General features: G+C 53.1%; 13 protein-coding genes. 8 read left to right on the top strand and 5 right to left on the bottom strand.

Annotated elements, in window-relative coordinates:
• The first annotated feature begins 172 nt into the window (after positions 1-172).
• From ansP to ACO0U8_RS10315, 3 genes are all read left to right on the top strand, one after another.
• Positions 173-1,654, top strand: coding sequence for an L-asparagine permease (gene ansP, locus ACO0U8_RS10325; RefSeq protein WP_056769517.1), 1,482 nt, complete (start codon positions 173-175; stop codon positions 1,652-1,654).
• A 173-nt stretch (positions 1,655-1,827) separates the two neighbouring features.
• Positions 1,828-2,025 carry a hypothetical protein gene (locus tag ACO0U8_RS10320; RefSeq protein WP_056769520.1) on the top strand — a complete coding sequence of 66 codons (198 nt, stop codon included), beginning with the start codon at positions 1,828-1,830 and terminating at the stop codon, positions 2,023-2,025.
• Positions 2,025-2,831, top strand: a complete 807-nt coding sequence (locus ACO0U8_RS10315; protein WP_122094910.1) for a hypothetical protein — start codon at positions 2,025-2,027, stop codon at positions 2,829-2,831. The genes ACO0U8_RS10320 and ACO0U8_RS10315 overlap by 1 nt, the downstream gene beginning before the upstream one ends.
• Before the next feature lie 20 nt (positions 2,832-2,851).
• Here the strand turns inward: ACO0U8_RS10315 and ACO0U8_RS10310 are convergent, their stop codons facing one another.
• From ACO0U8_RS10310 to ACO0U8_RS10300, 3 genes are all read right to left on the bottom strand, one after another.
• The gene (locus tag ACO0U8_RS10310; RefSeq protein ID WP_421670742.1) at positions 2,852-3,541 is read right to left on the bottom strand and encodes a fumarylacetoacetate hydrolase family protein; all 690 of its coding nucleotides are present in this window, start codon (positions 3,539-3,541) and stop codon (positions 2,852-2,854) included.
• Positions 3,542-3,743: 202 nt separating this feature from the next.
• Complete coding sequence (locus ACO0U8_RS10305) at positions 3,744-4,676, bottom strand: hypothetical protein (protein WP_421670741.1); 933 nt, start codon at positions 4,674-4,676, stop codon at positions 3,744-3,746.
• A gap of 257 nt (positions 4,677-4,933) precedes the next feature.
• Positions 4,934-6,352 carry a PLP-dependent aminotransferase family protein gene (locus ACO0U8_RS10300; protein ID WP_421670740.1) on the bottom strand — a complete coding sequence of 473 codons (1,419 nt, stop codon included), beginning with the start codon at positions 6,350-6,352 and terminating at the stop codon, positions 4,934-4,936.
• A 168-nt stretch (positions 6,353-6,520) separates the two neighbouring features.
• Between ACO0U8_RS10300 and ACO0U8_RS10295 the strand changes: the two genes are divergently transcribed.
• Entirely contained in the window at positions 6,521-6,793 is a 273-nt protein-coding gene (locus tag ACO0U8_RS10295; protein ID WP_056769531.1) for a DUF1127 domain-containing protein, read from the top strand.
• Positions 6,794-6,836: 43 nt separating this feature from the next.
• Here ACO0U8_RS10295 and metG read toward each other — a convergent pair whose 3' ends face one another.
• On the bottom strand, positions 6,837-8,867 hold the full coding sequence (gene metG, locus ACO0U8_RS10290) for a methionine--tRNA ligase (protein ID WP_421670739.1): 2,031 nt from the start codon (positions 8,865-8,867) through the stop codon (positions 6,837-6,839).
• A gap of 161 nt (positions 8,868-9,028) precedes the next feature.
• Here metG and apbC point away from each other — a divergent pair, with 161 nt between their 5' ends.
• The 4 genes from apbC (at position 9,029) to asmA (ending at position 13,443) form a co-directional block, all read left to right on the top strand.
• On the top strand, positions 9,029-10,141 hold the full coding sequence (apbC, locus tag ACO0U8_RS10285; RefSeq protein WP_056769534.1) for an iron-sulfur cluster carrier protein ApbC: 1,113 nt from the start codon (positions 9,029-9,031) through the stop codon (positions 10,139-10,141).
• A 146-nt stretch (positions 10,142-10,287) separates the two neighbouring features.
• On the top strand, positions 10,288-10,929 hold the full coding sequence (gene udk, locus ACO0U8_RS10280) for a uridine kinase (RefSeq protein ID WP_056769536.1): 642 nt from the start codon (positions 10,288-10,290) through the stop codon (positions 10,927-10,929).
• Between the two features lie 38 nt (positions 10,930-10,967).
• A complete protein-coding gene (dcd, locus tag ACO0U8_RS10275; RefSeq protein ID WP_056769537.1) occupies positions 10,968-11,549 on the top strand; it encodes a dCTP deaminase in 582 nt (193 codons plus the stop codon).
• Positions 11,550-11,592: 43 nt separating this feature from the next.
• The gene (gene asmA / locus ACO0U8_RS10270; RefSeq protein WP_421670738.1) at positions 11,593-13,443 is read left to right on the top strand and encodes an outer membrane assembly protein AsmA; all 1,851 of its coding nucleotides are present in this window, start codon (positions 11,593-11,595) and stop codon (positions 13,441-13,443) included.
• Between the two features lie 59 nt (positions 13,444-13,502).
• Here the strand turns inward: asmA and ACO0U8_RS10265 are convergent, their stop codons facing one another.
• Entirely contained in the window at positions 13,503-15,092 is a 1,590-nt protein-coding gene (locus ACO0U8_RS10265) for a TerC family protein (RefSeq protein WP_421670990.1), read from the bottom strand.
• Positions 15,093-15,251: the final 159 nt, after the last annotated feature.

Genomic DNA, 15,251 nt, shown 5'->3' with positions numbered 1-15,251 from the left:
GTTTTTTTTGCCTCGGTAAGTGAGAACAGGTAGCATCCTTCGCCGTTATTGCTTGAAAACAGTTCCGGCTAAAAAAATACAGTGGGTAAACCACGTAAACGTCCAGGCTTGCAATCGGTTGCTTGCCCTATAAGACGTCCAGGCGAAGGTCATTTTTGGAGAACAAGATCGAATGAAGTCTCATAAAAAGTCGGCAGAGGCCAAACGCGCTGCTAAAAGACGCTGGTTGGATTCGCACGACGACGGGTATCACAAAAGCATGGGCAATCGTCAGGTTCAGATGATTGCTATCGGCGGCTCTATCGGTACCGGTTTGTTCCTCGGTGCAGGCGCACGTTTGCAGATGGCCGGTCCGGCATTGGCGATTGTTTACGCCGTGTGCGGTATTTTCTCTTTCTTTATCCTGCGTGCGCTTGGCGAACTGGTGTTACACCGTCCGACCAGCGGCAGTTTCGTTTCTTATGCACGTGAGTTTCTTGGCGAAAAAGCGTCTTACGTTGCTGGCTGGATGTATTTCCTTAACTGGGCGATGACCGGGATTGTCGATATCACCGCAGTGGCTCTGTATATGCACTATTGGGGAACCTTCGGTGATGTTCCGCAATGGATGTTCGCGCTGGGCGCACTGGCGATTGTCGCCACCATGAACATGATTGGTGTGAAGTGGTTCGCCGAAATGGAGTTCTGGTTCGCGCTGATCAAAGTCGCGGCCATCGCCATCTTCCTGGTGGTCGGCGTGGTATTCCTCGGTACCGGTAAGGAGCTTGATGGCAATTCGACCGGCCTGCATCTGATCACAGATAACGGCGGTATATTCCCGCACGGCCTCTTGCCGGCGCTGGTGCTTGTGCAGGGCGTGGTCTTCGCCTTCGCCGCGATCGAACTGGTCGGTACGGCGGCGGGCGAAACCAAAGATCCTGAGAAAGTGCTGCCAAAAGCCATCAACAGCGTGATCTGGCGTATCGCCTTATTCTACGTGGGCTCGGTGGTATTGCTTGTGCTGCTGCTGCCGTGGAATGCCTATCAGGCGGGGCAAAGTCCGTTCGTGACTTTCTTCAGCAAACTGGGCGTGCCTTACATCGGCACCATCATGAACATCGTGGTGCTGACGGCGGCGCTGTCGAGCCTGAACTCCGGGCTGTATTCCACTGGCCGTATCCTGCGTTCTCTGTCGATGGGCGGTTCTGCGCCGAAATTCATGTCGAAAATGAGTGCGCAGCAGGTGCCTTATGCGGGCATTCTGGTCACCGTTGGGATTTATATTATCGGCGTCGTGCTGAACTACTACGTGCCTTCGCAGGTGTTTGAGATTGTCCTGAACGTCGCCTCTCTGGGCATCCTCAGTTCATGGGCATTTATCATCGTCTGCCAGATGAAGCTGCGTACCGCGATTAAAGAAGGCCGTGCGAAAGACGTGTCCTTTAAAATGCCGTGGGCGCCGGTGACTTCCTGGCTGACGCTGGCCTTCCTGGCGAGTGTGCTGGTGCTGATGGCGTTTGACTACCCGAACGGTACCTACACCATTGCGACCATTCCGGTGCTGATCATTCTGCTGGTGCTGGGCTGGATAGGCCTGCGCAAACGCGCTGCAGAAGTTAAACAAGCACAGGACGCGCACGAAGAAGCACATCATGACGGCGCAGAAGTGAAGTAATTCCTTCCGGGTACTGCTGTGATAAACGACCAAGGGCTGCCCGCAAAGGCGGCCCTTTTAATCATTGCGGCTTTTTAAGCCAGCACAAGTAATTATTCCTAAACTGCCCGGCCTTTGTCCCTTTTCCCCATCAGTTGACTAGTCTTAGGTCTTTGCAAAGACAAGAGAGACGCATGTTTAAGATCCTGCTACAAATTTTTTCCAGCCCTGAAAAGTTTTTAGGGTTGTTCAGCGCTGCCGATATTGAAAATACGCTTGAAGAAGGGGAGCGCATTTTGATCGACGAAAATGGCACCGCTTCGGTTAATCCTGCCAATCAGGAGATGCAGGAAGACTTCGCCCGTCACGTCAAACGCATGAGCGTGTTGTAATGGCAACGGCGGTATTTATGGTGTTAATGGTCTGCGGGTACTGGTACACCACCCGCGACATCTCATCTCGTTTCAAACTCAAACGCACGTTCGGCTGGGATGTCTATTTCCTGGTGGCGCTGTACGGCTGCATATTTGTCTTACAGGGCGTACTGGTGATTGCACTGGTGTATCTGGCGCTGTGGGGCATTTCCACCGTTGTGAACTGGCTGCCTGAGCTGTCGCATCTACATCAGGATGTGCACTACCACCGTGATTTTATCAACTGGAGTTTCCTCGGGATCCAGGCGCCGGTGGTCATTATGCTCGCGGTGTCGGTGATGCTGTGTTTGATGCGCACGACCTGGTCGCAGGGGTTACGGCTCAACACCGCCGGACGCAAGGAGCTCTACAAGCAACTGACGCGCGCCAACGGTGTGGAAGGCATTTTGTACCAGTGCATGGAGCAGGGCGACATGGTGTTCATCACTTTGCAATCGCGCCGGGTTTATATCGGCATGGTGCATACTGCACGATGCGAAACGTCCTCCTCCGATAATGTCGTGGTGATCCCGATGGTCAGTGGCTATTGCGACAAGGACACGCTCGAACTTCGTGTGGAACACAATTACGCCCGCTATTACAGCGAACATGGCATCACGCCGGTATCGAAGCCGGTGGATGCCCTGAATTTTCGCAAAGTGATCCTGCTTAGCCAGATTGAGACATTGTCGTTGTTCGACCCGGCGAGTGCCTGTGCGTTTGAGAAGCTGATCCCGCTGATCGAAGAAGATATGCAGAAGAAAATCGGGGAAAAGGACGCCTGAGATCAGGCGTCCGGTTATCTTCAGGCCATCGTGAAGCTGAAATCGCTCAGGCCTTCAATGCCGCCGGTGATCACATCACCGCGCTGCACGGCACCGACGCCTGCTGGCGTTCCGGTGTAAATCAGATCGCCCGGCTGCAATTCAACGGCCTGCGACAAATAACTTATGACATCCGCCACTTGCCAGATTTGATCGCTCAGGTCACCGCGCTGGCGCTTCTCTCCGTTGACGTCCAGCCAGATTTTACCCGACGCCGGATGACCGGTCTGGCCGACCGGCAGCAGCGGGCTGGCGGGGGCTGAGGCATCAAATCCTTTTGCGAAATCCCACGGCCTGCCCATTTTCTTCGCCTGTGCCTGAAGATCACGGCGGGTCAGATCGACACCCACGGTATAACCCCAGACGTGCGAAAGAGCATCGGCGGCGGCGATATCTTTACCGCCTTTGGCAATGGCGACCACCAGCTCGACTTCGTAATGCAAATCTTCCGTCAGGCCTGGATAGGGAACGCTGCCGCTGGCAGGCACAACCGCATCGGCAGGTTTGGAGAAGAAGAAAGGCGGCTCGCGATCGGGGTCGTGACCCATTTCGCGGGCGTGCTCAGAATAGTTACGTCCAACGCAGTAGACGCGGCGTAGCGGGAAACGTGCACTCTGGCCTTCAACGGCCAGAGAAGGCGTTTGAGGTACGGCAATTACAAATTCGGTCATCGTATTCACTTCACAAAGTTAACGTATTGTTATATTTGCAAAGCACACCCCGGTTGACCAGCAAATTGTTGTTACTGGTCAATGTCTGACGGTCAGGATATGTAACGCGCCCCCGGCTCATCGTCATTAAAAACCATCAACTGCTGTGTATTTCTGAAAGCCGGTACAGGACGGGGAAGATCCCTGACGCGTGATTTGCGGTTTAACGGGATTTATTCACCATCAATTCATTTTCTCTCTGGAGTACCTTCAGGCAGTTTTCTCCCCGGCGATGCAGCCTGAGCAGTGCAGTTTGCGTTTTTTGATAGTACGCGGAGAGCGCATTTGTGCTGGCATCGGGGAAGGGCATGGCGCAGAGGATATCGGTTTCAATATTTCCTTCGGCCACTTTGAGGACATCGCCCGGATTCTGGCTGAGCGCTGTCGCCAGTGCGGGCATCAGCATCGCGTGGGTTTGCGGATCTGTCACATTGACCAGGGCATCGGCAATCATCAGCCATTCGCGATCCCCCTGAGAAATCCCATCCTGCAGGGTCTTTCGGCTGGCAACGGAGAGTGAACTGGCGACCTTTTCAGCACCGTTTTTCTCCATGGCAACCCACAGCAGGGCTGGCGTAATTTTCTGCCGGTTTAGTGAAAAATTCTGCTGATCCTGGGCGGTGGTTCTTATTTTCCCAAAGGCTTTATGTAACTCGTCGAGGCAGGACTTTCCCTTTTCACCCATTTTTTTCAGTGCCGGTTCAGTCAGACGATAATAGCGCGCGAGAGAAGCATCAGCTTCACCGGGGAAAGGCAGCGTACAGACCTTTTCTTTACCCGGCAAACTGGCGGATGCAGGATCGGACAGGGCGCTGATGACGTTTTTGGGATCCTTTGATAACGCCCTTGCCAGCGCTTCGACGAGGGCGCTGGCGTTGCCTCCCTCAAGCCCCGGTGCGATTTCCGGTACCAATTTTAGCCATTCAGGATCGGCCTTTGTAATACCGGACGTCAGTGTTTGAAATTCTTGTTCATTCAGATGGCTGATGGCCTGTGCAGCGCCGATTTTCTTGACGGAATCATGAAGTGTTTGTGGTGTTACTGATGAAGCATATGCCGTGGTGGCGAGAGGTGCGCACAGAATCAGCGCAGTCATGAGGTGTTTCATATCCAATTCCTTTGGAAGTTTTTATTGTTTTATTCGCTGTGCAACCCGTGCCGGGCGTTGGGCAAGATATAAGCTTCGGAGGAAACGCTTTATGCGCTATATCAACCTGAGGTGAGAAAAATCCGAGCCCGAGAAACAGGCCACGGATTTCGAGGGTGAGAAAATCACAAACGTCTTTTTATTGGGGGGCTCAGGGTTTCAGGGCTGACAGTCTCTGATGATCAGGCTTGGCGGAGTCATGACGTTCAGCTTTCTTCGAGCATCTGCGAAACCAACATCCCTACCCGCTGTACCGCACGTTCGGTTTTTGCCGTCAGGGGCTGGGCGTAATTCATCCGCAGGCAATTGCGGTATTTTCCCGATGCGGAGAATATCGAACCGATGGCGATCTGCACGTTATATTCTTCCAGCATTCGGTTTAGCCGCAGCGTATCAATACGCTCATCCAGTTCTATCCACAGCAAAAATCCCCCCTGAGGACGGCTGACCCGCGTTCCGCAGGGAAAATATTTCATGACCCAGTCGGTCATTACGCACAGGTTTCGCTGGTACTGATTGCGAATACGGCGCATATGTTGCAGATAGTGTCCCTGTTTGATGAAGTCGGCGATGGCAATTTGTGGCAGCGTCGCGGAGGCACCGGTGGTGATGTATTTCATGTGGATGGCGCGGTCATGATAGCGGCCCGGTGCAATCCAGCCGACACGCAAACCGGGCGCCAGCGTTTTCGAAAACGAACTGCACAGCAGAACACGGCCATCTTCATCGAAAGAGGTGATGGTGGCGGGGCGGGGATACTGATACGCCAGTTCGCCATAGACGTCGTCCTCGATAATCGCGAGATCGTAACGCTGCGCCAGACGCAGTAAGCCTTTTTTGCGCTCATCCGGCATGTTGTAGCCGAGCGGGTTATTGCAGTTAGGCGTCAGCTGTATCGCTTTGATGGGCCACTGTTCAAGCGCCATTTCCAGCGCTTCCAGGCTGATTCCGGTGACCGGGTCGGTAGGAATTTCCAGTGCTTTCATGCCGAAGCCTTTCAGGGTTTGCATTGCACCGTGAAAACTCGGGGAATCGACCGCGACGATATCGCCATGTTCGCACACGGAGCGGATGGCGATCGACAGCGCCTCATGACAGCCGGTGGTGATCAGGATATTGCTGGCATCCATATGACTGCCGCTGTCGATCATCAGCCGGGCGATCTGCTCGCGCAAATCTTCCGAGCCGTAGATGCTGTCGTAATGAAACGCGTTGAGATTCTGATGCTGACCGGCGCGCCCCATCAGGCGACTGAGCGGTTTGAGCGTCGGCGCGGTAACATCGGGAGAGCCGCGGCCGAGTTGCACCACGCCGGGACGATGCGGGGAAGTGATGAGATCCAGCACCTGATCCCACTGTGAGATCTCAACGGGTCGTTGCGCCGGGCGGCATCCCGAGGGCAGGGCGGCCTGTATCCGCGCGCCTTTCACGAAGTAGCCGGATTTAGGGCGCGCTTCCACCAGCTGTTTCTCTTCCAGCACGCGGTAAGCCTGCTGAACCGTACTCACGCTGACGCCATGCTCACTGCTCAATACACGCACGGAGGGCAGACGGATCCCGGCGGGATACAACCCCTGTTCGATGCGGTCACTCAATACGTTCGCCAGATTTTCATAACGGTTCATTATCTTTTCCTCAACCTCGGCGCAAAGAAAACAGTACAGATGCATACAATCTAACCCCGTATCTGTGATTGGATCCAGATCTGTATGGTTGAAATACTAAAAAACTGAATCTGTAATGTTTTTGCCGTTTATCCGATCCTGTTGTCAGGTCGTTAACGGGAGAAGAATATGAAAAATATCATTGAAGAACGTCAGTTTGCAGGGTGTGAGGCAAGGGTTTGTGCGGATGTCGGGGTGGCTGAGCGTGCAGTACAGATGCCGGTTAAAAAAGGCGGATGGTTAAAACAGTTGTTTGCCGTGGTACATGGCTGGAATGAGCGCCGGGTCAGCCGCAAAATTTTACACGGACTGAGTGCGGATCAGCTCAAAGATATCGGGCTGGCGAAATCGGATATCGACAGAGAATATCCACGCAGTGTATGGCCGAACTGGCCGAAGTGATTTAACGTCCTCCCCCTGACGGGGGAGGAGTCGTCATACGTTCTTATTTCACCTGCATACCAGGCTGTGCACCGGAGTCCGGGCTGAGCAGGAAGATCTCTTTCCCGCCAGGGCCAGCCGCCATCACCATTCCTTCAGAAATACCGAAGCGCATTTTACGCGGTGCGAGGTTAGCGACCATGATGGTCAGACGGCCTTCCAGCGCTTTTGGATCAGGATACGCAGAGCGAATGCCGGAGAAAATCTGACGCGTCTCGCCACCCAGATCCAGTTGCAGGCGCAGCAGTTTGTCCGAACCTTCCACGAAATCTGCGGTTTTGATCAGCGCAATCCGCATGTCCACTTTAGCGAAATCATCAAATGTGATGGTGTCCTGAATCGGGTCATCCGCCAGCGGACCTGTTGCCGGCGCTTTCGCTGCCGCAATGTCTTCTTTTGACGCATCAACCATCGCGGCCACTTTATCCAGCTCGATACGGTTAAACAGCGCTTTGAACGGATTGACCTGATGCGACAGTAAAGGCTGCGCAATGGAATCCCAGCTCAGTGTGGTGTTAAGGAAGGCTTCACTGCGCTCGGCCAGCGATGGCAGAACAGGTTTTAGATACGTCATCAGCACGCGGAACAGGTTGATACCCATTGAGCAGATAGCCTGCAGGTCGGCGTCGCGGCCTTCCTGTTTCGCCACAATCCACGGTGCCTGCTCATCGACGTAACGGTTTGCCAGATCGGCCAGCGCCATGATTTCACGGATAGCACGGCCAGATTCGCGACTGTCATACGCCTGCGCAATGCTCTCAGCGGCATCGGTGAAGGTTTTAAACAGGGCTTCGTCAGCCAGTGTATCCGCCAGTTTTCCGTCGAAACGTTTGGCGATGAAGCCAGCGTTACGGGAAGCCAGATTGACCACTTTATTGACGATGTCGGCGTTGACGCGCTGCACGAAATCTTCCAGATTCAGATCGATATCATCAATACGGGAAGACAGTTTGGCGGTGTAGTAATAACGCAGGCAATCGGCATCCAGATGGTTCAGATAGGTGCTGGCCTTGATGAACGTGCCGCGGGATTTGGACATCTTCGCGCCGTTCACCGTCACGTAACCGTGAACAAACAGATTGGTAGGCTTGCGGAAGTTGCTGCCTTCCAGCATGGCTGGCCAGAACAGGCTGTGGAAATAAACGATATCTTTACCGATGAAGTGATACAGCTCGGTCGTTGAATCTTTCTTCCAGAATTCGTCGAAGTTCAGATCGCCGCGACGGTCGCAAAGATTCTTAAAGGAACCCATGTAACCGATAGGCGCATCCAGCCAGACGTAGAAGAATTTGCCCGGCGCATCCGGAATTTCGAAACCGAAATATGGCGCATCACGGGAGATATCCCATTGTTGCAGACCGGACTCAAACCATTCCTGCATTTTGTTCGCGACCTGCTCCTGCAATGCACCTGAACGTGTCCACGCCTGTAACATCGCGCTGAATTCTGGCAGATCGAAGAAGTAGTGCTCGGAATCACGCATGACCGGCGTAGCGCCAGACACCACGGACTTCGGCTCGATCAGTTCGGTCGGGCTGTAGGTCGCACCGCAGACTTCACAGTTATCGCCGTACTGGTCGGGCGATTTACATTTCGGGCAGGTGCCTTTGACGAAACGGTCAGGCAGGAACATGCCTTTCTCCGGATCGTACAATTGAGAAATGGTGCGATTCTTGATGAAGCCGTTTTCTTTCAGACGACCATAAATCAGCTCGGACAGCTCACGGTTTTCATCGCTGTGCGTGGAGTGATAGTTGTCGTAGCTGATGCCAAAGCCGGCGAAATCTTTCTGATGCTCCTGGCTCATTTCGGCAATCATCTCTTCCGGCTTGATACCGAGTTGCTGTGCTTTCAGCATGATCGGCGTGCCGTGCGCATCGTCCGCACAGATGAAGTGCACCTCATGGCCGCGCATTCGCTGGAAACGAACCCAGACGTCAGCCTGGATGTGTTCGAGCATGTGACCGAGATGGATGGATCCGTTGGCGTACGGAAGTGCACAGGTTACCAAAATTTTTTTCGCGACTTGAGCCATAGTAAGAGCTTGCTTTCTGTTGTTGAAATCAGGGGTATTGATGTTAACCGAAAGCGCCGCCCCGCGTAAACAAACGGGGGATCTCTACATCTCTTCTGTTATGCTATTTAGAGAATAAGTCGTTTAATAAATAGTCTGACAACCCCTTTCAAGGAGCCGGGATGACATCTCAATCCCCACAGCAGACCACCCCCGCGGGGCTGCGCGCACTAGTGACCGGCGTACTGGCCACCTTCCGCCATTCCACTCTGCAAAAAGATCTCAACGCCATTAAAGCACTGCATCACTGCGTGTTAATGGATGAGGTTTTGCATATCGATCTGACGCTGCCCTTCGCCTGGAAAAGCGGTTTCGAAGTATTGAAAGATGAAACCAGCGGCGAACTGCTGCGCGTGACGGGCGCCTCCGCCATTCAGTGGAACCTGCGCCACGACATCGCCACCATGAAACGGGCCAACGAGCAGCCGGGCATTAAAGGTGTGCGTAATATTCTGGCGGTCAGTTCGGGGAAAGGCGGCGTAGGGAAGTCCACCACCGCGGTCAATCTGGCGCTGGCGCTGGCGGCCGAGGGTGGAAAGGTCGGGATTCTCGATGCCGATATCTATGGCCCCTCAGTACCAAACATGCTGGGTACCGAAGATGAGCGCCCGACATCGCCGGATGGTGTGCATATGTCGCCCATTATGGCGCACGGGCTGGCAACGAATTCAATTGGTTATCTGGTTACCGATGAGAACGCCATGGTCTGGCGTGGCCCGATGGCCAGCAAAGCGTTGATGCAGATGTTGCAGGATACGCTGTGGCCGGATCTGGATTATCTGGTCATCGACCTGCCACCGGGTACCGGTGATATACAGCTGACGCTGTCGCAAAATATTCCTGTTACCGGCGCGTTGGTTGTCACCACGCCGCAGGACATCGCGCTGCTCGACGCGATGAAAGGTATCGTGATGTTCGAGAAAGTGCATGTGCCGGTGTTAGGCATTATCGAAAATATGAGCATGCACGTTTGCAGCAATTGCGGTCACCACGAACCTATTTTTGGCACCGGCGGGGCACAACGGCTGGCAGAAAAATACCGTTGTGAATTGCTGGCGCAATTGCCGTTACACATCTCGCTTCGTGAGGATTTAGATCGCGGTGAACCGACGGTGGTGTCTAACCCGGAGAGTGAATTTACAACGATTTACCGTGAACTGGCGTCAAAAGTCGCATCACAGCTGTTCTGGAAAGGCGATGCAATTCCTACAGAAATCGCTTTCCGCGCAGTTTAATCTCTCAACTCTGCGATTTATTGCCTGATGTCAGCGATTACACAGCCTTAACGCTGGCATCAGGCGCTGTCTTGAACTTATAATTGGCGCGTTCAAAGCACACGTCTGTGCTTGCCTTCCAACTTCCAAATCAGGTCTTTAATTTTATGTCTGACAAATTCCATCAGTGTGTCATCGTAGGTATCGCTGGCGCATCTGCTTCGGGAAAAAGCCTTATCGCCAGTACGTTATACCGTGAACTTCGTGATCAGGTAGGCGATGAGCACATCGGGGTGATCCCTGAAGATTGCTACTATAAAGACCAAAGCCACATGACCATGGAAGAGCGGGTCAAAACCAACTACGACCATCCAAGTGCGATGGACCACAATTTGCTGTTTCAGCACTTACAGGCGCTGAAATCAGGCCAGGCAATCGAATTGCCGAGCTACAGCTTTATTGAGCACACACGGCTTGCCGAAACGGTGACGCTGAAACCTAAGAAAGTCATCATTCTGGAAGGGATCTTGCTGCTGACGGATGTGCGTCTGCGTCAGGAAATGAACTTCTCCATCTTCGTTGATACGCCGCTGGATATCTGCCTCATGCGCCGCATGAAGCGTGACGTCAATGAACGTGGCCGTTCAATGGATTCCGTGATGGCGCAGTATCAGAAAACCGTCCGCCCAATGTTCCTGCAATTTATCGAACCCTCCAAACAATACGCAGACATCATTGTGCCGCGCGGCGGCAAGAACCGGATTGCGATTGATATCCTCAAGGCGAAAATCAGCCAATTCTTTAACTAATCGCGGATGCAGCCGTAGAAAACCATACCGGAGAAACGATGAGACTTTGCGATCGAGATATAGAAGCCTGGCTAGACAGTGGCAAATTGGGAATTTCCCCGCGTCCGCCTGTTGAACGTATTAACGGTGCTACAGTAGATGTACGTCTGGGTAATGGATTTCGCGTTTTCCTCGGGCACAACGCAGGTTTTATCGATCTGAGTGGCCCGAAGGACGAAGTCAGTGCCTCTCTCGATAAAGTGATGAGTGATGAGATCGTCCTGCCTGAAGGCGAGGCGTTCTTCCTTCATCCGGGCGAACTTGCGCTGGCCGTGACGTTTGAAACCGTTTCTATTCCCGACGATCTGGTCGGCTGGCTGGACGGGCGTTCCTCCCTCGCACGTCTGGGGTTGATGGTTCACGTGACGGCACACCGTATCGATCCGGGCTGGCAGGGACGCATCGTGCTGGAGTTCTATAATTCAGGTAAATTGCCATTGGCGCTGCGCCCGGGCATGTTGATTGGTGCATTGAGCTTCGAGCCGCTTTCCGGACCGGCGGCACGCCCTTATAACAGCCGTCAGGATGCGAAATATCGCGACCAGCAAAGCGCGGTTGCCAGCCGTATTGATGAAGACTGATTCAGCTTTTTATCCGCAGGTCGGATAAAAACGTGAGGAAGGCATGAGAAGACTACTGACGACACTGGTTATTTTACTGGTGGTTATCATTGCCGGCATGACTTCGCTGGTATTTCTGATCAATCCAAACGACTTCCGCCAGTACATGGTGGAGAGGGTTGAGATGAAAAGCGGTTATCAGCTCGCGATTAACGGTCCGTTGCGCTGGCATGTCTGGCCTCAGATGAGCATTATTGCAGGGCAAACCTCCCTGACTGCGCCGGGTGCGAAAGCGCCGGTGGTCAGCGCGGAAAACATGCGGCTGGACGTCAAACTTTGGCCGCTGCTTTCTCATCAGCTTGCGGTAAAACAAGTGCTGCTGAAAAATGCGGTTGTCCGGTTAACACCTGACAGCGAAGAAAACCAGCCCGGCGCGCCGGTAGCTCCTTCCACCCCGACGCCAGTGGCGCCGGCAGCACCCGATCTTGAGGCTGGCTGGAAATTTGATATCGATAAATTGAGCATCGTCGACAGTTTGCTTATCTGGCAGCGTGGCAACGATGATCAAATTAATGTCCGTGACATCAACATGGAAATGGACAAGAACGATAACCGCCAGGCCACTCTTCAGGTTTCCAGCCGTATCAGCCGCAATCAGCGCGATCTGGCATTCACCATGACTGCCGAACTGGATATGCAGCATTATCCTCAGGCCTTCGCGGCGAACATCAGCAAATTTACCTATCAGCTCAGCGGTGCCGATATTCCGGTGAAGGGCGTTCAGGGTAGCGGTGCTATGCAGGCCAGTTATCAGCGCGATACGGATACCATCAAACTGAACCAGCTGAACTTAACGGCGAACGATAATCAGATCGCCGGAACCGCATCTGCCACGCTGGGCGATAGTCCTGATTATCAGCTGAATTTAACCGCCAATAAGCTCGATCTCGATGCCCTTAGCGGCTGGCAGCCTAAAACGGATGAGACATCCGGTGAAAGCACGCCTGCTGTTACCTCAGCACCGGTCATCGCCAGGGATGTGGACAATCAACCCAATGGTTTGAGTAATCTGCAAAACTTCGATGCCAGTCTGGCGTTGAAGGTGGCCGAGTTAACCTATCGCGGTTTAAAAATTCAAAATCTGGTACTGAATGCGGTTAATCAGCAGGGGCAGGTCGGTTTATCCACCTTTAGCGGCAACATGGGCACAGGTACCTTCTCTTTGCCTGGCGATATGGATGTCACCGGGAAACAGATTCAGGTTCATCTGGTGCCGGACGTGAACAAGATTGAGTTGGGTGATGTTCTGGCCGCCTATGGCCTGCCAAAAGCGCTGACCGGGAGCTTCTCGCTCAAAGGTGACGTAAATGGTAAAGGGCTTTCCGCCGCAGATTTTGCGCGACGCTGGCAGGGTGAAGGACAACTCTCAATGGATAATGCACATCTGAATGGCATTAATATTCAGCAGCTTATCCAGCAGGCCGTCGCCCGCAGCAGCGACAAAGTTCAGGGGCTTGAGCGTTATGACCATTACAGTCAGATCGATACGCTGAGAGCTCAGGGACAACTTGCCGCGGGTACCTTAACCCTGAAAAATCTTGAAGGTCAGTCGCCGATGGTGAAAGCGAAAGGTAACGGCACCATTAACATGGCAGATCAGCAGGTTGACATGAACTTGCTCATCCGTGTGACCGGTGGCTGGAAGGGTGACAGCAATCTGATTAATACACTGAAAACCACCGATATCCCCTTGCGGGTTTACGGGCCGTGGGCTCAGATGGGTTATCAGTTGCAGGTTGATCAGGTGCTGAGACAGACGCTGGAACAGAGCGCGCGCAGCGCGATTCAGAACTGGATAGATAAACGTAAAGACAGCAAAGGAAATGACGAAGTGCAAAAACTTCTGAATAAGTAATGTCTTACGAATAAAAACGGGTGCCTTAACAGGGCACCCGTTTTTTTTTACAACAATGATTAAACTTCGTAGTCGTTGTCGTTTTGCGGCTTCAGTGATGTGATTTTCACTTTCAGGATCCGGTGACTGCTGACTTCCAGTGGTTCGAACAAATAATCATAGATGGAGATCTGCGCGCCCACCTGCGGGATGCTTTGCGTATGCTCCATCAGCAGCCCCGCCAGCGTATGGTATTCACGTTTCTCGTCAACCGGCAGGGCGATATACATCACCAAATCTTCAAGCGGCATATAGCCGTTGGCGATCCAGGTGCCGTCTTCCAGTTGCTGAATGTCATGACGTGCGTCAGGGGTTTCATCCGACTCCGGCAGGTTCCCGGCGATGGTTTCCATCACATCCGTCAGCGTCACAATGCCTTCAACGGAACCGAATTCATCGACCACGAAAGCAAAGTGCGTTTTGGCCTGACGGAACTGTTCGAGGGCCATCAGCAAAGAAAGTTGTTCGGGGAAGATCAGCGGTTGACGGATCAGCGCCTTAAGATCGAGTTCATTTTGTAACAATTGCTGTTTCAGCAGATCAACCACGTGAACCACGCCCAGCGGTTCATCTGTTGAGCTATCTTCTGTCACCAGAATACGCGTGTGCTGATTGTTGGCAATTTGCTGCGTTAACACGTCAACCGGGTCATTAAGCTCCAGGTTCTCAACATCATGGCGTGAGGTCATCACGCTGCTGACGGTGCGCTGTCCGAGCCCCAGAACGCGTTCAATCATGTGACGTTCCTGCTGATTGAAAATCGCATCCTCTTCATTTGCGCTGTCGGCAATCATGCCCGAGGAATGTGCATCCAGTTCCGCTTCTTCATGCTTACCGCGCAGAACACGCAGAACCGTCTCGGCAGTGCGTTCACGCAATGAACGGCGAGAGGACAAAAAACGTCGACGGTTAAACTGTGCCAGTTGGTTCAGGCCTTCAATGATCACCGAAAAACCAATTGCAGCGTAAAGATAGCCCTTAGGGATCGCATAGCCGAAGCCTTCCGCAACCAGACTGAACCCGATCATCAGCAGGAAGCTAAGGCACAAAATCACAATAGTCGGATGCGCATTAACAAAGCGCGTCAGCGGACGGCTTGCCAGCAACATCAGACCCATGGCGATACATACCGCAACCATCATTACGGCGAGGTGATCGACCATCCCGACGGCCGTGATGACAGAGTCCAACGAGAAGACGGCATCGAGCACAACAATTTGCGCGACAACGGGCCAGAATTTTGCCCCACTATGTTGCTGAGTTTGCTCTTCGTCTTTCCCTTCAAGCCGCTCATTTAACTCCATAGTGGCTTTGAACAGCAGGAACACACCGCCGGTGAGCATGATCATGTCTCTGGCACTGAATGCATGGCCCAGCACCGTCAGAAGAGGGCGGGTGAGTGTAGACAGCCAGGAGATCGAGGCCAGCAACAGTAACCGCATCACTAATGCCAGTAAAAGCCCGGTGACACGCGCCTTGTCGCGTTGCTGACGAGGAAGTTTTTCCGCAAGAATGGCGATAAAAATGAGATTGTCTATGCCCAGAACAATTTCGAGTACTACCAGGGTAGCCAGCCCGGCCCAAATCGACGGATCGGCGATCCATTCCATATTACTTTTTTCACCTTTAGTCACACGGCGGTTGCCGCACGTTGAATAATGGGCGTCAGAGGAGGAAAATTCAAATCTAAAACAGTGGGGTACCCTGCCTGATGGGTGGATTAGCACATCAGGGACCGCTAAGTTAGAGTGGTTAAACCAAATGATTTG

This window comes from Rahnella sp. EDr1-12, assembly GCF_049206505.1.
GTDB classification, from domain to species: domain Bacteria; phylum Pseudomonadota; class Gammaproteobacteria; order Enterobacterales; family Enterobacteriaceae; genus Rahnella; species Rahnella rivi.
The sequence above is the reverse complement of the archived record's forward strand: the minus strand, read 5'-3'. Positions and strand labels throughout refer to the sequence as shown.